This is a genomic window from Pseudoxanthomonas sp. LjRoot127 (genome assembly GCF_964253495.1).
Lineage (GTDB): Bacteria > Pseudomonadota > Gammaproteobacteria > Xanthomonadales > Xanthomonadaceae > Pseudoxanthomonas_A.
In genome coordinates, this window is the sequence record NZ_CAXUQR020000001.1 from 3,083,633 (window position 1) to 3,100,422 (window position 16,790).

At 69.0% G+C, this 16,790-nt stretch carries 13 protein-coding genes and 1 tRNA gene; 7 read left to right on the plus strand and 7 right to left on the minus strand.

All coding sequences use genetic code 11. The features are described 5' to 3' along the window. Position 1: 1 nt before the first annotated feature. Positions 2 to 898, minus strand: a complete 897-nt coding sequence (locus ACSQ19_RS14510) for a GGDEF domain-containing protein (RefSeq protein ID WP_296280186.1) — start codon at positions 896 to 898, stop codon at positions 2 to 4. 95 nt (positions 899 to 993) lie between these two features. Here ACSQ19_RS14510 and ACSQ19_RS14515 point away from each other — a divergent pair, with 95 nt between their 5' ends. Next, on the plus strand, positions 994 to 3,735 hold the full coding sequence (locus ACSQ19_RS14515) for a tetratricopeptide repeat protein (RefSeq protein ID WP_435997914.1): 2,742 nt from the start codon (positions 994 to 996) through the stop codon (positions 3,733 to 3,735). A 13-nt stretch (positions 3,736 to 3,748) separates the two neighbouring features. Here the strand turns inward: ACSQ19_RS14515 and ACSQ19_RS14520 are convergent, their stop codons facing one another. The 6 genes from ACSQ19_RS14520 to ACSQ19_RS14545 form a co-directional block, all read right to left on the minus strand. Beyond that, a complete protein-coding gene (locus ACSQ19_RS14520; RefSeq protein WP_435997916.1) occupies positions 3,749 to 4,657 on the minus strand; it encodes a DMT family transporter in 909 nt (302 codons plus the stop codon). 13 nt (positions 4,658 to 4,670) lie between these two features. Continuing rightward, positions 4,671 to 5,711, minus strand: coding sequence for a UDP-N-acetylmuramate dehydrogenase (gene murB, locus ACSQ19_RS14525; protein ID WP_435997918.1), 1,041 nt, complete (start codon positions 5,709 to 5,711; stop codon positions 4,671 to 4,673). After that, on the minus strand, positions 5,708 to 6,763 hold the full coding sequence (locus ACSQ19_RS14530; protein WP_299341951.1) for a quinone-dependent dihydroorotate dehydrogenase: 1,056 nt from the start codon (positions 6,761 to 6,763) through the stop codon (positions 5,708 to 5,710). Before ACSQ19_RS14530 ends, murB begins: the two co-directional genes overlap by 4 nt. 14 nt (positions 6,764 to 6,777) lie before the next feature. Further along, positions 6,778 to 7,056, minus strand: a complete 279-nt coding sequence (locus tag ACSQ19_RS14535; RefSeq protein WP_296280191.1) for a DUF4190 domain-containing protein — start codon at positions 7,054 to 7,056, stop codon at positions 6,778 to 6,780. Positions 7,057 to 7,202: 146 nt separating this feature from the next. Next, positions 7,203 to 8,735, minus strand: coding sequence for an L-piperidine-6-carboxylate dehydrogenase (gene amaB, locus ACSQ19_RS14540; protein ID WP_435997921.1), 1,533 nt, complete (start codon positions 8,733 to 8,735; stop codon positions 7,203 to 7,205). 245 nt (positions 8,736 to 8,980) lie between these two features. Further along, positions 8,981 to 9,057: transfer RNA gene (locus tag ACSQ19_RS14545), tRNA-Arg, on the minus strand. Positions 9,058 to 9,134: 77 nt separating this feature from the next. Between ACSQ19_RS14545 and ACSQ19_RS14550 the strand changes: the two genes are divergently transcribed. The 6 genes from ACSQ19_RS14550 (at position 9,135) to ACSQ19_RS14575 (ending at position 16,787) form a co-directional block, all read left to right on the plus strand. After that, positions 9,135 to 9,629 carry a GNAT family N-acetyltransferase gene (locus ACSQ19_RS14550; protein ID WP_435997923.1) on the plus strand — a complete coding sequence of 165 codons (495 nt, stop codon included), beginning with the start codon at positions 9,135 to 9,137 and terminating at the stop codon, positions 9,627 to 9,629. A 333-nt stretch (positions 9,630 to 9,962) separates the two neighbouring features. Continuing rightward, positions 9,963 to 12,455, plus strand: a complete 2,493-nt coding sequence (thrA, locus tag ACSQ19_RS14555) for a bifunctional aspartate kinase/homoserine dehydrogenase I (protein ID WP_435997925.1) — start codon at positions 9,963 to 9,965, stop codon at positions 12,453 to 12,455. A gap of 31 nt (positions 12,456 to 12,486) precedes the next feature. Further along, the gene (locus ACSQ19_RS14560) at positions 12,487 to 13,416 is read left to right on the plus strand and encodes a homoserine kinase (protein WP_435997927.1); all 930 of its coding nucleotides are present in this window, start codon (positions 12,487 to 12,489) and stop codon (positions 13,414 to 13,416) included. A 53-nt stretch (positions 13,417 to 13,469) separates the two neighbouring features. Then, complete coding sequence (thrC, locus tag ACSQ19_RS14565; protein ID WP_435997929.1) at positions 13,470 to 14,759, plus strand: threonine synthase; 1,290 nt, start codon at positions 13,470 to 13,472, stop codon at positions 14,757 to 14,759. Positions 14,760 to 14,959: 200 nt separating this feature from the next. Next, entirely contained in the window at positions 14,960 to 16,000 is a 1,041-nt protein-coding gene (locus ACSQ19_RS14570; RefSeq protein WP_435997931.1) for a L,D-transpeptidase, read from the plus strand. 49 nt (positions 16,001 to 16,049) lie between these two features. Then, positions 16,050 to 16,787 carry a murein L,D-transpeptidase catalytic domain family protein gene (locus ACSQ19_RS14575; protein ID WP_435997933.1) on the plus strand — a complete coding sequence of 246 codons (738 nt, stop codon included), beginning with the start codon at positions 16,050 to 16,052 and terminating at the stop codon, positions 16,785 to 16,787. Positions 16,788 to 16,790: the final 3 nt, after the last annotated feature.

Sequence of the window (16,790 nt, forward strand, 5' to 3'; positions counted from 1 at the left end):
GTCAGTGCTCGATGCAGACGCGGTTGCGGCCTTCGCTCTTGGCGCGGTACAGGGCGGCATCGGCCGCGGCCATCATGCGGCTCACCGTGTCGCGGTCGGGCGTCAGCGCGGCGATGCCGATGCTGACGGTGATCGTCTGCGCGTGGCCCCCGGGACGGAACACCACCGCTTCCACCGCCTCGCGCAGGCGCTCGGCGAATCCGTAGGCGGCGTCCGGTCCGCACTCGGGCAGGAGCACCGCGAATTCTTCGCCGCCGATGCGTGCGGCGGCATCGTCGTTGCGCACGTGCCGGCGCACCAGCGCCGCGATCTGCTTGAGTACGTGGTCGCCGGAGATATGGCCGTAACGGTCGTTGATCGGCTTGAACAGGTCGACGTCGATGATGCACATGGTCAGTTCGCGCTGGTGCCGCATGGCGCGGGCGATCTCCTTCTCGACGGTCTCGATGAAATGCCGGCGGTTGTACATCTCCGTCAGCGCATCGTGGGTGGCGAGCTGGTAGATCTCCTCGTGGTAGTGCGCTTCCACGCTGCTGTGGCTGATGAACTTCAGGATGCTTTCGCCCAGCGTGATGTGGTCGCCGTCGGCGAGCACCGCCTCGCCAACCGGGTCGTCGTTGACCCGCGTGGTGTTGGTGGCGCCGAGGTCGCGCACGCGGTAACTGTCGCCCTCGCGCCAGATTTCGCAGTGCAGGCGCGAGACGCTGTTGTGCGGAATGTGCAGGTCGGCTTCCTGGGAGCGGCCCACGCGCACGCGCGCGGTGTCGATGTCGGCCCGCCGGCCCAGGCCTTCGCCATGGATGACCACCACGCACGCGGACCGGTGCGACGCCGGACGCGGGCCGTCGCTCAGGATGGTCCGTTGCGTGGTCGGTGGATCGTGGGAATCCCGGGACATGCGAAGACGGCTGACAGGTGCGGGCCCGAGTGTAACGGATAGGTCGGTCAACTCACGCTTCCGCTACCATGGCCGGGCGCACCGGGGAAAGTGGCATGACATCGCAACCTTACGACGACCTCGCACCCACCGAGAGCCTGACCACGCGCCTGCAGGACGCCCCGACGGCGCCCGACGGCACGCTGGCGCCGGGCGCGCGACTGGGGAGGTACCGCATCGAGGACCTGCTGGGGCGGGGCGGCATGGGCGAGGTCTACCGGGCTGCGCAGCTGGAGCCGGTGCGCCGCGACGTCGCCCTGAAGCTGATGCGCTCCCAGCGCCTGCAGGCGCGCCACCTGGCCTGGTTCGAGGTCGAGCGGCAGGTGCTGGCGCAGATGCGCCATCCCGCCATCGCCCAGATCTACGACGCCGGCACCACGGCGGAGGGCTACCCGTTCTTCGCCATGGAGCTGATCGACGGCAGCCCCATCACGCGCCACTGCCGCGACCATCAGCTGTCGCTGGACGAGCGCGTGGCCTTGTTCATCCGTGTCTGCGAGGGCGTGCAGCATGCGCACCACAAGGGCGTGGTGCACCGCGACCTCAAGCCCGGCAACCTGCTGGTGGATACGGTGGACGGGCGGCCGGCGCCGAAGATCATCGATTTCGGCATCGCCATGGCCGCGTCGCTGGCCGGCGACGCCGCACTGGAGCGTGCAGGCACTCCCGAGTACATGAGCCCCGAACAGGCGCAGGGCGACGCCGCCCAGGTCGACACCCGCAGCGATGTCTATTCGCTCGGCGTAGTGCTGTGCGAACTGGTGACCGGCGTACGCCCGGAGGCCGTGGGCGAAACCTGGGCGGCGGACACGCCGACCGCGGTGGCGCCGTCGTCGCGACTGGCGGCGCTGCCCGCCGACCAGGCCCGGCAGATGGCACAGGAACGCGGCCTGTCGCTGGCGCGGATGCGCGCGCGGCTGCGGAGCGACCTGGACTGGATCGTGCTGAAGGCCATGCAGCACGACCGTGACGCGCGCTACGACGCGGTCGCGGCGCTGGCCGACGACCTGCAGCGCTATCTGGATGGCCGCGTGGTGGCGGCGGTACCGCCGAGCCGGCGCTATGCGTGGCGGAAGTTCCTGCGCCGCCATCGCACGGCAGCCGTGGCGGCGGGCTTCGGCCTGCTGGCGCTGCTGGGGGGACTGGCGCTGTCGCTGTATGGACTGCAACAGGCGCGGACGCAGCGCAGCGTCGCCGAGGCGCGCAGCGCGGAGCTGGAGAAGGTCGCCGCCTTCCAGCAGTCGATGCTGGAGGGCATCGACATCGAGACCATGGGTGTCGGTCTGTCCGAAGGCCTGGTGCGCCAGGTGGCGAGCGTGGATCCCGGCGCCTCCTCGGCGTTCGGTGCGACGCTGGCGAAGGCGAGCACCGGCGACCTGGCGCGCGACCTGGTGGATCGCCAGTTGCTCGCCAACGCGGAAGAGGCCATCGCCCGCGATTTCGCCGACCAGCCCGACGTGGCGGCCAGCCTGCGTGAATCGGTCGCCCGCGTGTACGCCGCCATCGGACGTTACGACAAGGCGGCCGAGCATTTCGGCCGCGTCGCCGAGCATCGCGCGGCCGCGCTGGGCGAGGGTGCGCCCGAGACGCTGCGTGCGCGCAACGAACAGGTGCAGGCGCTGCTCGAAGGCGCGCACATCGACCAGGCCGAGACCGTGTTGCAGAAGGCGCTGCCGCGCGCGTTCGCGCTGCCCGTGAACGACCAGGTGCGGGTCAAGCTGGAACTGGCGCAGGCGCAGGTCATCTCCGCACGCGGCGATCGCCCGCGCGCCAAGGGCGTCGTGCAGGCCGTGCAGGAGCGCCTGCTCGCCAGCGTCGGCGAGCGCGATCCGGCCACGCTGGAGGCCACCAACAACCTCGCCGCCGTGCAGCGCAACCTGGGCGAACTGCCCGAGGCGCGCGCCAACATGGAGAACGTGGTGGCGCTGCGCACCGCGACGCTGGGTCCGGATGACGACGAAACCTTGTCCGCCATGGGCAACCTGGCCGTCCTGCGCATCATGAACCGCGAGAAGGACGCGGCGATCGCCATGCAGCGCGACCTCACCGCGCGCTACATCACCAAGCTGGGCAGCGAACATCCCACCACCCTGCAGGCGCGCAGCACGCTGGCCACGATGATGATCGACGGCGGCGACAAGCAGGCGGTGAAAGCCGCGGTTCCGGCGCTGCGCGAGGTACTCGCCGCGCGGGAACGCGTGCTCGGCCGCGACCACCCGCAGACGGTACGCACGCGCCTGAACCTGGCGACCGCGTATGCCAGGCTCGGCGATTTCGCCGCCGCACTGCCGCTGGAAGAGCAGGTCATCACCGCGCGCAGCCGGACCCAGGGTGCCGCGCATCCGGACACGCTGTCGATCCTGGTCAATCATGCCGGCACGTTGCTCAATGCCGGCCAGGCGGAAGCGGCACTGCGCCTGCTGGGCGACGTGCAGCCGCTGGCGTTGAAGACGCTCGGCGAAAAGCACCCGCAAGCGCAGGTCACCATGGTCATCCGTGCCGAAGCCTTGCGCGTGCTCGGTCGGACCGCGGACGCCGTGCCGGAGTACGAGCGTCTGTTCGCACTGCGCCGGCGCGTGCTGGGCGAGACGGACCTGGAAACCCGTATCGCGGCCTGGAACCTGATCGACACGTACAACGAGCTGGGACGCAAGGCCGAGGCCCAGGCCCTGTACCGGCAATACGTCGCCCCCCTGCTGGCGGCGGACCCGAACACGCTGGATGACGACGACGCGGATTTCGTGCAGCGCTATCGCGCCGGCGACCGGCCCGGCAAGCAGCCCGCCAGGCGGGGCTGAGTCGCCGGAACGGTCACTCGCCGGGTTTGGCGGCCGCGCTGGCGGCCTCCGAGGCCGAGCGCCGCGACAGCACCGCCTCGCGATGGGCGATGTACGCGTTGGCGCCGAAGATGATGCCGGCGCCAAGCAGCGTCCACCGGTCCAGCGACTCGTCGAACAACAGCCACCCGAACACCGCCACCACCGGCAGCTGCATGAAGCTGATCGGCGTGAGCGCCGATACTTCGCCCAACTTGAGCGCACGCGTCCACAGCATGTGGCCGCCGGTGCCGAGCACGCCGGCGGCGACGACCCAGGCCCAGGTGATGCCCTGCGGCCATTCCCACACGGCCAGCGCCGGCACCAGCGACATCGGCACCCACAGCAGGGTGGTGTAGATGACGATGCGGTCGGCCGGTTCGGTGTTCGAGAGTTGCTTGATCTGGATCGCGACCAGCGCGCTCATCACCGCGGCGAGTACCGCGATCATCGCGTCGGCGGTGAACTGCGACGTACCCGGGCGCACGATGATCAACACCCCGGCGAACCCGAGTGCCACCGCAGTCCAGCGGCGTGCGCGAACCTGTTCGTTGAGCAGGGCGGCGGCGGCCAGGGTGACGAACAGCGGCGTGGAATACGACAGCGACACCGCCTGCGCCAGCGGCAGGTGGCCGATCGCCCAGAAGCCGGCCAGCATCGAACAGATCCCGATGACGCAGCGGAACAGGTAGCGCGGGAACTGCGTGGTCTTCAGGAAGCCGGGGCCGTGCCGCAGGATCAGCGGGGCCGCCGCCAGCAGGCCGAAGAAGTTGCGGAAGAACGCGATCTCGAACGTGTGCAGGGTCGCCGACGCCAGTCGGATCGCCACCACCATCAGCGCGAAGAACACCGTGCTGCCCAGCATCAGCACGGCGGCGCGATAGTGGGCGGGCAGGGCGGGCATGCGGTCCGGTGATCTACCAGCGGGCGCCGATGATCTTCGGTTCCGGCTCGATGCACACGCCGAAGCGCGCATTCACCGCGTCTGCGATGCGTCGTGCCAACGCCAACAGCTGCGCACCGGTGGCTTCGCCGTGGTTGACCAGCACCAGCGCGTGCGCTGCGGATACGCCTGCATCGCCATCGCGGTGGCCCCTCCAGCCGCAGGCTTCGATCATCCAGGCCGCCGACAGCTTTCGGTTGTGCGTGGCATCGCCACGGAACACTGGCAAGGTCGGGTAATCGACCAGCAACGCATCCGCCTGCGCCTGCGAGACGATGGGATTCTTGAAGAAGCTGCCGGCGTTGCCGACCACGGCGGGGTCCGGCAGCTTGCGCCGGCGGATGCGGATGACCGCTTCGCCGACATCGCGGGCGGTCGGCGTGGCGATGCCCATCGCCGCCAGTTCGTCGCGGATGCCCGCGTAATCCAGCCGCAACGCAGGCGCGCGCGGCAGCAGGAACTCCACCGCAGTCACCAGATAGCGGTCGGGATCGTGCTTGAAGACGCTGTCGCGGTAAGCGAAGGCGCACGCGTCGCGGTCCAGGCGCACACGCGTGCCGTCGCGGCGATCCATGGCCTCGACGACATGGATGAACTCGCCCACTTCGGTGCCATAAGCGCCGATGTTCTGGATCGGCGACGCGCCCGCGGTGCCCGGGATCAGCGCCAGGTTCTCCAGGCCGCACAGGCCCTGGTCCAGCGTCCACATCACCAGCGGATGCCAGTCGACCCCGGCATCCGCGCGCACGAGCGCATGGCCACCATCGTCGGACAGCATGCGCACCTCGCGCGTGGCCATGGCGATCACGGCGCCCGGTGCGTCACCGGCGAACAACAGGTTGCTGCCGCCGCCGATCACCAGCGATCCGCCTTCGGCCACCTGGGGAAGCGCGAATACCTCGTCGAGCGCGGCTGCATCGTCGACCTCGATCAGCCACGGCGCCCGCGCCGGCACGCCGAAGGTGGTGCGCTCGCGCAGCGAGGCGTTCGGGGTGACGCGGTAGCCGGTGGTCATTCCGGCGCTACCGGCCCGCCGCTCGGGGCTTCGCGGCGGCGGCGGATCGCTTCCACGCATTCACGGACCAGTTCGGGGCCGCGGTAGACGAGGCCGGTGTAGCACTGCACCAGCGAGGCACCGGCCGACATCTTGGCCACGGCATCGGCGCCGGACAGGATGCCGCCGACGCCGATCAGCGGAATGCTGTGCGGCAGCCGCGTGCGCAACCGGCGCAGCACCAGCGTCGCCTGGCCCATCAGGGGCGCGCCCGACAGTCCCCCCGTCTCGCGCGCCTGCGGATGCTCCTGCACGCTCAGGCGCGAGACGGTGGTGTTGGTGGCGATGACGCCATCGACCTGCATGTCGCCGAGCACGCGGGCGACGGCGTCGATGTCGCTGTCCGACAGGTCCGGCGCGATCTTGACCAGCATCGGCACACGCTTACCGTGTTGCGCGGCCAGCTCTTCCTGCGCCTCGCGCAACGTGCCGATCAGCTGGCGCAGCGCCTGCTCTTCCTGCAGTTCGCGCAGGCCAGCGGTATTGGGCGATGAAATGTTGACGGTAATGTAGTCCGCCAGCGGGTAGACGCGTTCCAGGCAGTACAGGTAGTCGGAGGCGGCACGCTCGTTGGACGTGTCCTTGTTCTTGCCGATGTTGATGCCGAGCAGCCCGCGGTCGCGGCGCGCGGCTTCGACATTGCGCACCAGTGCATCGACGCCTTCGTTGTTGAAGCCGAGCCGGTTGATGACCGCCTGGTGTTCCGGCAGGCGGAACATCCTCGGTTTCGGATTGCCCGACTGCGGCTTCGGCGTGACCGTGCCGATCTCGACGAAGCCGAAGCCCAGCGCGAACAGGGCATCGATGTGCGCGCCGTTCTTGTCCATGCCGGCGGCCAGGCCGACGGGATTGGGGAAGGTCAGGCCCATGACCTTGGTGGGCATCGGCGTGATCGGCCGCGCCACCAGCGGGGTGGTGCCCGTGCGGTAGGCCAGGTCGAGCGCCTTCAGGCCCATGCCATGGGCGGTCTCGGCGTCGAGGCCGAACAGGAAGGGGCGGGCGAACGAATACATGGACGCGCGCGGAGTCAGTTCAACGTCGCCAGCCAGGCCATGCCGCCCAGGAACAGGAAGATCACCGCGATGCCGATCACCCACAGCAGCGCCGACACCCAGCCCAGTATCAAGCCGCCGATGGCCATGCCGTCGCCGTCCAGCGTGCCCGCACTGCGGCGGATCTCGGCGCGCGCCATGTGGCCGGTGATGATGGCCACGAGGGTGCCGATGAAGGGCAACAGGGTCCAGCCGAGGATGCCGGACACGAGGCTGGCGATGGCGAGGCTGCTGGTGGTGCGGGCTTGGTTCATCAGGGGCTCCGTGCAGGGGTCAGGGAGGCGCGCCGGCGCTGGACCGGGCGGACAAAAAAAGCGCCACCCGGAAGGGGTGGCGCGATTATCCCAGAAGCCGGCCCATTCAGGGCAGCCGGCACGCGTGCCGGCCGGCCGCGCTCGGGTCAGAGGTCGAACTTGATGCCCTGTGCCAGCGGTAGCGAGTCGGAGTAGTTGATCGTGTTGGTCTGGCGGCGCATGTAGACCTTCCATGCATCCGAGCCGGACTCGCGGCCGCCACCGGTCTCCTTCTCGCCACCGAATGCACCACCGATCTCGGCGCCGCTGGTGCCGATGTTGACGTTGGCGATGCCGCAGTCGCTGCCGGCCGCCGACAGGAACTGCTCGGCCGCCTTGAGGTTCTGGGTGAAGATCGACGACGACAGGCCCTGAGGCACGGCGTTCTGCATGTCGATGGCTTCGTCCAGGGTCTTGAACTTCATCACGTACAGGATCGGTGCGAAGGTCTCGTGCTGGACGACTTCATCGGAATTCTTCAGGCCGGTGACGATCGCCGGCAGGACGAAGTTGCCCGGGCGGTCGATCGCGGTGCCGCCGGTCTCGACGGTGCCACCGCTGGCCTTGGCCTTGGCGATGGAATCCAGGAACTGCTGCACGGCGCCCTGGCTGTTGAGCGGGCCCATCAGGTTGGCCGGATCCAGCGGATCGCCGATCTTTCCTTCCACCTGCTTGTACGCCTTGACCAGCGTGGACAGCACGGTGTCGTAGATGGATTCGTGCACGATCAGGCGGCGCGTGGTGGTGCAGCGCTGGCCAGCGGTGCCGACGGCGCCGAACACGATGCCGGGGATCGCCAGCTTCAGGTCGGCGCTTTCGTCGAGGATGATCGCGTTGTTGCCGCCCAGTTCCAGCAGGCTGCGGCCCATGCGGCGCGCGACGCGTTCGCCGACGGTACGGCCGACCTGGGTGGAGCCGGTGAAGCTGATCAGCGGGATGCGCTTGTCGTCGACGAACTGCTGCGCCAGTTCCACGCCGGCGTCGTTGATCAGGAAGAAGATGTCCGGGAACCCGCCGGCCTTCAGCGCCTCGTTGCAGATCTTCATGCTGGCGATCGCGGTCAGCGGCGTCTTGTTGGACGGCTTCCAGATACAGATGTCGCCGCAGATCGCGGCCAGGAACGCGTTCCATGCCCACACCGCGACCGGGAAGTTGAACGCGCTGATGATGCCGACCAGGCCGAGCGGCTGGTACTGCTCGTACATGCGATGGCCGGGGCGCTCGGAGTGCATGGTGTAGCCGTACAGCATGCGGCTCTGGCCCACGGCGAAGTCGGCGATGTCGATCATCTCCTGCACTTCGCCGTCGCCTTCGGGCTTGCTCTTGCCCATTTCGAGCGCGACCAGCGAGCCCAGCGCGTCCTTGTGCTTGCGCAGCGCTTCGCCGCACAGGCGCACCGCTTCGCCGCGGCGCGGCGCCGGCGTGGTGCGCCAGATCTTGAAGGCGGCCTGGGCGCGCGCGACGATCTTCTCGTAGTCGGCCTGGCTGCTGGCATGGACCTCGGCGATCACCTCGTCGGTGGTCGGGTTGATCGACTGCAGCAGGCCGGCGTCGGTGGTCGTGGACCACTCACCACTGCCGAGGTAGGTGCCGGAGTTGGTGGTGGTAAGGCCGAGGGCCTTGAGGAGGTCAGCAGGCATGGAAGCTCCAGGGTCGTTGCACGGGATGCCGCCGGACGGCGAAGCATCGAAAGAGGTGCGCGATTCTACCAGAGACGGCCCGCCGGACCTTGCGTAAGTCTGTGTTTTTCCAGCGATTCCGGGCCCGTCGATGATTGCGCGGAACGCCGATGATTCGGTGCCGGGCTTTATTCGGATTGCCGATGCGGGAACGGATAGATCGTCGATTCGCCGAGGTGCGCAGGCGGCGCGGGCAATGGGAAAGATGGTGACCCCGGCGCGATTCGAACGCACGACCTGTCCCTTAGGAGGGGACCGCTCTATCCAGCTGAGCTACGGGGCCATCGGCGCCGATTCTCGCACGAAGCGCCGCCACGTACGACGCATCCGGCGCCCGGCCGTATCACGCCGACGATCCTCATGGCACTGTGGGACAACGCCCCCCACCTGTTCGCACCCATGGACATCCGCCTCGATGACCTCCGCCATCCTGACGTCATTGCGCTGCTGCAGGAGCACCTGGACTGGATGCATCGCACCTCGCCCCCTGAAAGCGTGCATGCGCTGGACCTCGATGGGCTGCGTGGCGACGGCATCAGTTTCTGGGCGGCATGGGATGGCGAGGTGCTCGCCGGTTGCGGTGCGCTGCGTCAACTGGATGCGGGCCATGGCGAGGTGAAATCGATGCGGACGGCGCGGCACCATCTGCGTCGTGGCGTCGCCCAGCGGATACTTGACCATATCGTCGGGGAGGCCCGCCGGCGCGGGTACTCGCGCCTCAGCCTGGAAACCGGATCAATGGCGTACTTCGCGCCGGCACGTGCGCTCTACGCCCGCGCAGGCTTCATTCCGTGTGCGCCGTTCGGCGATTACGCCGAGGATCCCAACAGCGTCTTCATGACCCGCATGCTGTAGTGCGCACACCATTGGTTTCAGTTGCATCCATCTGAAATCCTTGGCGTTGTTGCGTCGCAACGCTTGACAGCCCCCCCGGGTGGCGTGTTTTTCTTCGTCCATGCACTCGCATGCCTCGCACGCCATGTTGTCCACGCCGGCCCCGTCGGCTGCGGTGGCGCGCGCGGATGCCGGACGCACGTCCATTACCACCACCATTACCACCCTGACTCGTCGGGTGCGGTTGGTTGTGTTCGCGTAATCCGCAGACCACGGCCCCGCACCCGGATCAGGATGCAGGGCCTCCCCACTTCCTGACGCCGTGCCGGGCCTCCTACCCGAGGTTCCTGACCCATGTCGTCCCGCAACGCCGAAGTCGAACAACCCAAACCGCGCACCGTCGTCCACAAGTTCGGCGGCACCTCCGTCGCCGATGCCGACCGTTACCGCCATGTGGCGCAGCTGCTGCTGGCGCGCGACGAGGACGTGCAGGTCACCGTGGTGTCGGCGATGAAGGGCGTGACCGACGCGTTGATCGAGCTGTGCGAGTTGGCCGCGGCCAATCGCCCGGAGTGGCATGAGGCCTGGCACGCCTTGCGTGCGCGCCATCGCGGTGCGGCCGTCGCGCTGCTCGGCGAGGCATCGGGACCGGTGATCGAATGGGTGGACGAGCGCTTCACCCGGCTCGAGGAAATCCTCAACGCACTGATCGTCATTGGCGGGCTGCCGGAACTCGTCCTGCAGCGCGTGCAGGGGCTGGGCGAAGTCTGTTCGGCGCGCCTGCTCGGGGAATACCTGACGCTGCAGGGCGAAGACTGCGCCGTGCTGGACGCGCGCGAGGTGTTGCGCGTCGACCACGGCGAACTCGGCGTGGTGGTCGACTGGGAAACCAGCGCGCAGCGACTGGCGGCGTGGCAGGCCGCACACCCCCAGCGCCGCGTCGTGGCCACCGGCTTCGTCGCGCGCGACCGCGAGGGCCGTTTCACCACGCTCGGCCGCAACGGCAGCGACTACTCCGGCGCCATCTTCGCCGCCCTGTACGACGCCGCCGAACTGCACATCTGGACGGACGTGGACGGCGTGCTGTCGGCCGACCCGCGCGTGGTGCCGGAAGCCGTGCAGCTGGGTGCCCTGAGCTACGACGAAGCCTGCGAACTCGCATATTTCGGCGCCAAGGTCGTGCACCCGCAGACCATGTCGCCGGCGATGGAACGCGGCCTGCCGATCATCATCCGCAACACCTTCCATCCCGAGCATCCCGGCACCCGCATCACCGCCGAACGCGATGCGGTCGGGCCGGTCAAGGGACTGACGCTGAGCGCCGACCTGGCGCTGCTGAACCTGGAAGGCACCGGCCTGATCGGCGTCCCCGGCACGGCGGAGCGCGTGTTCGCGGCGCTGCGCAACGCGCATGTGTCGGTGGTGATGATCTCGCAGGGCTCGTCCGAGCATTCGATCTGCTGCGTGGTCCGGGCCAGCGAGGCGGGAAAGGGGCAGGCGGCGCTGCTGGACGCCTTCGCGCACGAGCTGGACACCCGGCAGATCCAGCGCGTCCAGCGGCGCGATGGCGTGAGCGTGCTCGCCGCGGTCGGCGACGGCATGGCGGGCACGCCCGGCGTATCGGCGCGCCTGTTCGGCGCACTGGGGCGCGCGCAGGTCAACATCCTGGCGATCGCGCAGGGGTCGTCCGAGCGCAACATTTCGGTGGCGATCGACAGCGCCGACGCCACCAAGGCGCTGCGTGCGGCGCATGCGGGCTTCTGGCTGTCACCGCAGACCTTCGCGGTGGGCGTGATCGGCCCGGGCAATGTCGGGGGCGCACTGATCGAGCAACTGCGCGCGGCGCAACCGCAACTGCTGGGCAAGGCCAACGTCGACCTGCGCCTGCGCGCCATCGCCTCGAGCAGGCGCATGCTGCTGGACGAGCGCAGCATCGGCCCCGATTGGCGCGCCCGCTTCGACGCCAGTACGCAACCGGCCGACCTCGACCGCTTCACGCAGCACCTGCTGTCCGCGCACATGCCGCACGCGGTGATCGTGGACTGCAGCGCCAGCCCGGTGGTCGCGGACCGTTACGCCGAATGGCTGGCCGCCGGCATCCACGTCATCACGCCGAACAAGCAGGCCGGTGCCGGTCCGCTGGCGCGTTACCACGCCATCCGCGACGCCGCTGCGGCCAGCGGTGCCCGCTTCCGCTATGAAGCCACGGTCGGTGCGGGACTGCCGGTGATCTCGACCCTGCGCGACCTGGTGGATACCGGCGACACCGTGGTCTCCGTGGAAGGCATCTTCTCCGGCACCCTGGCCTGGTTGTTCAACAGGTTCGACGGCAGCGTGCCGTTCTCGCAGCTGGTCACCGAAGCGCGCGGCCTGGGTTACACCGAACCCGATCCGCGCGATGACCTGTCCGGGACCGACGTGGCGCGCAAGCTGGTGATCCTGGCGCGCGAAGCGGGCCGGGAACTGGCGCTGGAAGACGTGCAGGTCGAGAGCCTGGTGCCGGAAGGGCTGCGGCAGGCGAGTGTCGACGACTTCATGGCGCGACTGGGCGAGGTGGATGCCACGTTCGGTGAGCGGCTTGCGAACGCGCGCGCCGCGGGGAACGTGCTGCGCTACGTCGCACGACTCGATGCCGAAGGCCATGCGAGTGTGGGGCTGGTCGAGCTGCCGTCGGGGCACGCCTTCGGCAACCTGCGCCTGACCGACAACATCGTGCAGTTCACCACGCGCCGTTACTGCGACAATCCGCTGATCGTGCAAGGCCCCGGCGCTGGTCCCGAGGTCACCGCCGCGGGCGTCTTCGCCGACGTGCTGCGCGTGGCGGCCGGGCAGGGGGCGAAGCTGTGAGGGATCCGACGACGAGGGACGGAGCGTGGGCATGAGGCAGCAGGCAAGTGCGTTTTCGCCGGCATCGGTGGGCAACGTCGGCGTGGGGTTTGACATCCTGGGCCACGTGATCGAAGGCGTCGGCGACACCGTCACCGTGCGTCGCATCGACGCGGCGGACGTCCGCATCTCGGCGATCCGCGGTGCCACTGTCGACCTGCCGCTGGATGCGCCCGGCAACACCGCGGGTGCGGCGCTGATCTCCCTGCGCGAAGCCCTGGCACTGCCGTTCGGATTCGAGGTGGAAATCGAGAAGGGCATTCCGCTCGGCTCGGGCATGGGCGGGTCCGCCGCATCCTGCGTGGCCGCGCTGGTGGCCGCGAACGCGCTGCTCGATGCGCCGCTCACGCGCGAACAGCTGTATCCACACGCACTCGTGGGCGAGGCGGTGGCCAGCGGCGGCAAGCATGGCGACAACCTGGGCCCGATGCTGCTGGGCGGGCTGGTGCTGTCGACGGCCGAGCGGCTGGTGCGCATACCCGTGCCCGATCATTGGCACAGCCTGCTCGTACATCCCGAGGCCATCCTGGAGACGCGTCGCGCGCGAGCCGCCCTGCAGGGAGCGTACGAACTCAAGGCGTTCGTGGCCCAGAGCGCGAACCTCGCACTGGTCCTCGCCGGCTGCCACGCCGGCGATGCGATGCTGGTGCGCGACGGCCTGCGCGACGTGCTGGTCGAGCCGCGCCGTGCACCGTTGATCGCCGGCTTCGATGCCGTGAAACGCGCCGCGCTGGAAGCGGGCGCACTGGGCGCCAGCATCTCGGGTGCGGGCCCCAGCGTGTTCGCCTGGTTCGAGTCGCGTGGCGAAGCGGAAGCGGCAACACCGTCAGTGCAGGCCGCTTTCGCCTCGGCCGGCTTCGACAGCCAGGCCTGGGTGTCGCCGATCAACGCCACGGGCGCGGAACTCCTGTCCGCCCACTGATTCCTTCCACCGGCCCCCGCGACTGCATGCGTGGTGCTTTGCCTGCGAACCCCATGAACTTCATCTCGACCCGACACGCTTCACCCGCCGCCTCGCTCAGCCAGGCGATCGCCGCCGGCCTCGCGCCTGACGGCGGGCTGTATGTTCCCGAGGCACTCCCGAGGGCGCGCGAGCTCGCGCCCGGGCGCGACATCGCCGGGACGGCAACGGCCCTGCTGGCGCCGTTCTTCGCGGGTGATGGACTGGAAGGCGAACTGGCGGCGATCTGCGGCGAGGCCTTCGACTTCCCGGCGCCGCTGCGTCCGCTCGGGACGCCGCGAGACCATGTACTCGAGCTGTTCCATGGACCGACCGCTGCCTTCAAGGATTTCGGCGCGCGCTTCCTCGCCGCGAGCATGGCGCGCCTGCGTCGCGAACACGACACGCCCTTGACGATCCTCGTCGCGACCTCCGGCGATACGGGTGCGGCAGTGGCGGCCGCCTTCCATCGCCAGCCGGGCCTGCGCGTAGTCGTGCTGTATCCGGACGGACGCGTGTCGCCACGGCAGGCGCACCAGTTGGGCTGCTTCGGCGACAACATCGCGGCGTTGCGCGTGGCGGGTTCGTTCGATGATTGCCAGGCGCTGGTGAAGCGCGCCCTCAACGATGCCGACCTGCAAGCGCAGGTGCCCCTGAGTTCCGCCAACAGCATCAGCCTGGGCCGGCTGCTGCCACAGATGAGTTACTACGCCCATGCAGCGCTGGCGCACCGCGCGGAGACGGGGCGGACATTGAACGTGGTCATCCCCACCGGCAACCTCGGCAACGCGATGGCGGCAATCCTGGCGCGCGCACTCGGCGTGCCGCTCGGCAGGATCGTGCTGGCGACCAATGCCAATCGCGTGCTGCCGGATTTCTTCGCGGGGGGCGACTATGCGCCGGCGGCCAGCGTGTCGACGCTGGCCAACGCGATGGATGTGGGTGCGCCGAGCAACTTCGAGCGCCTGCGCTGGCTCTACGCAGGCGATGACGCGGCGCTGCGGACGGCGTTCACGGCGTCCAGTGTCGACGACGCGACCATACGCGCGGTCATCGCGCGCAGGTTCCAGGATCATGGCGAGGTGCATTGCCCGCATACGGCGACCGCGGTGAACGTCCTCGAGGACCTGCGCGCGCAGGGGGAGGAGGGCGACTGGGCGGTCGCGGCCACGGCGCATCCGGCCAAGTTCGAGAGCGTGGTGGAACCGCTGATCGGGCGTGCCGTCGAGGTGCCGCCCGCGTTGGCCGACCTGCTGGCGCGTCCCGCGCAGGCCGATCCGATTCCGTCCGATTACAACGCCTTGCGCGAGCGCCTCTCGGTCTAGTCCGGTGACGGATCGCCCCTGCAGAAGCGACACGAGTCGCGACCGCACGGTCTGATGCACGTCGACGTCTTCCTGAGCGCCGGGGATGATGTCGAGAGGGCTTCCGAGCAGTCGCTGGTGCACGGTCGCGACTCGCGTCGCTCCTGCAGGAGGGCGTCGCCGTCCTCGGCGCACGACCCACCTGCGATAAGCTCTCGCCCATGAAGCGCACCCTGTTGCAGACCCTCCTGCTGGCCACCGTGCTCGCCAGCATCGTTCCGACCATTACGCACGCGCAGTCCGCCGTACCGCAGGCCGACGTCCGTGCGCTGAAGCCGGGCGAATTCCTCTGGTACCCGCAGATCGCGCCGGAAGGCCCGGTGGTGCTGGTGGTCAGTCTCGACGAGCAACGTGCCTACGTCTACCGCAACGGCATCGCGATCGGCGTGTCCACGATCAGTTCGGGCAAGGCCGGCAAGGACACGCCGACCGGTGTGTTCACCATCCTGCAGAAGAACAAGGATCACCGTTCCAACCTCTACAACAATGCACCGATGCCCTACATGCAGCGGCTCACCTGGGACGGCATCGCGCTGCACGGGGGACACTTGCCGGGCTATCCGGCGTCGCATGGCTGCGTCCGCCTGCCGCAGGCCTTCGCCGAGAAGCTGTTCGGCATCACGCGCTTCGGTGACTCGGTGGTCGTGGCCAATGCGAAGGCATCGCCGGCCAGCCTGGTGCATCCCGCCGTGCTGGCCCCGGTGACCGCAGGAGGGCAGGTGGCACATCCGCCACTGTCGGCGTACGAGGTGTACTGGAACGAGGCGGCGTCCCCGGACGGGCCGGTCAGCATCCTGGTCAGCCTGTACGACCCGCGGGTATCGGTGTTGCGCAACGGCGTGCTCATCGGTGCCGCACCGGTGCAGCGGGTCCGCGACTTCGAGCTCAACGGCACCGTGCTGCTGGTGATGACGACCGAGATGGAGGACATCCCCAGCCTGCTCGATCCCCGGCACAAGGAACATCGCTGGGTCGCGCATCGGGTGCTGGGCGAGGAGGGCGCGCCGATGCCGCCGCTGCGCGCGCTGGGCGATTCCTTCTGGATTCCGCAGGATTTCGCCCGCCGCCTGTACGCCGTCCTCAAGCCCGGGACGACCGTACTGCTGTCGGATCTGCCCGGCGTGCGCGCAACGCAGGATGACCCGTCGACCGTGCCCGTCTTGGAATCGGACGAAAGCAGCCCCACGACAGGGGTACGCTGAGCCTCCCGGACGGAATCGGGATGCTGCTTCCCATGCCCCGGATTCCGTCATGAACCGTTGCCACCGCGTGCTGTCGTTGTGCCTCGTCGTTGCGGGTATCGCCCCGACGTATGCGGTACGGGCCGCTTCGCCGCCTCCCGCGCCTTCCGAACGCCTGGTCGATGCACTGCATCGTGCCGCGCCGTCGCTCGACCGCGAGGTGCTGTCGATGGCGGCGCATGCGATGACGTGCACGATCCGGCGCGGCGAACCGGTGCCGATGCGGCGCCTCAGCGTGATCGACTATTCGTTGCCGTCGACGCAACCCCGGCTGTGGGTGTTCGATCTGGAGCGCGCACGCCTGTTGTTCGAGGAGCGCGTCGCGCACGGGCGCAACACGGGGGAGAACCTCGCCACCCGTTTCTCCAATGCGACCGGCAGCTACATGTCCAGCCTCGGGGCGTTCGTCACCCAGGAAGCGTATAGCGGATCCAACGGCTATTCCCTGCGCCTGCAGGGGCTTGAGCCGGGCTTCAACGACAGGGCGCGTGAGCGCGCCATCGTCATACACGGCGCCCCTTATGTCAGCGACGCGCTCGTGCGCATGCAGGGACGCCTCGGTCGCAGCCTGGGGTGCCCGGCGGTCGGCAGTGCCGTGGCCAAGCCGCTGATCGACAGCATCCGCGGCGGTTCGTTCCTGTTCGCCTACTATCCCGATCCCGCCTGGCTGAAGCAGTCGCGCTTGCTCAGCGCCGATTGCGGAAGCGGCGTGGCCACCCATCCGGCATCGATCCCGCCGGGTGGATGATCG

Bases quoted from the DNA above. Each gene is read 5' to 3' on its own strand.
- ACSQ19_RS14510 (WP_296280186.1), bottom strand. From the start codon at position 898: ATGTCCCGGGATTCCCACGATCCACCGACCACGCAACGGACCATCCTG.
- ACSQ19_RS14575 (WP_435997933.1), top strand. From the start codon at position 16,050: ATGAACCGTTGCCACCGCGTGCTGTCGTTGTGCCTCGTCGTTGCGGGT.
- ACSQ19_RS14515 (WP_435997914.1), top strand. From the start codon at position 994: ATGACATCGCAACCTTACGACGACCTCGCACCCACCGAGAGCCTGACC.
- ACSQ19_RS14535 (WP_296280191.1), bottom strand. From the start codon at position 7,056: ATGAACCAAGCCCGCACCACCAGCAGCCTCGCCATCGCCAGCCTCGTG.
- ACSQ19_RS14570 (WP_435997931.1), top strand. From the start codon at position 14,960: ATGAAGCGCACCCTGTTGCAGACCCTCCTGCTGGCCACCGTGCTCGCC.
- thrC (WP_435997929.1), top strand. From the start codon at position 13,470: ATGAACTTCATCTCGACCCGACACGCTTCACCCGCCGCCTCGCTCAGC.
- ACSQ19_RS14550 (WP_435997923.1), top strand. From the start codon at position 9,135: ATGGCACTGTGGGACAACGCCCCCCACCTGTTCGCACCCATGGACATC.
- amaB (WP_435997921.1), bottom strand. From the start codon at position 8,735: ATGCCTGCTGACCTCCTCAAGGCCCTCGGCCTTACCACCACCAACTCC.
- ACSQ19_RS14560 (WP_435997927.1), top strand. From the start codon at position 12,487: ATGAGGCAGCAGGCAAGTGCGTTTTCGCCGGCATCGGTGGGCAACGTC.
- murB (WP_435997918.1), bottom strand. From the start codon at position 5,711: ATGACCACCGGCTACCGCGTCACCCCGAACGCCTCGCTGCGCGAGCGC.
- ACSQ19_RS14520 (WP_435997916.1), bottom strand. From the start codon at position 4,657: ATGCCCGCCCTGCCCGCCCACTATCGCGCCGCCGTGCTGATGCTGGGC.
- ACSQ19_RS14530 (WP_299341951.1), bottom strand. From the start codon at position 6,763: ATGTATTCGTTCGCCCGCCCCTTCCTGTTCGGCCTCGACGCCGAGACC.
- thrA (WP_435997925.1), top strand. From the start codon at position 9,963: ATGTCGTCCCGCAACGCCGAAGTCGAACAACCCAAACCGCGCACCGTC.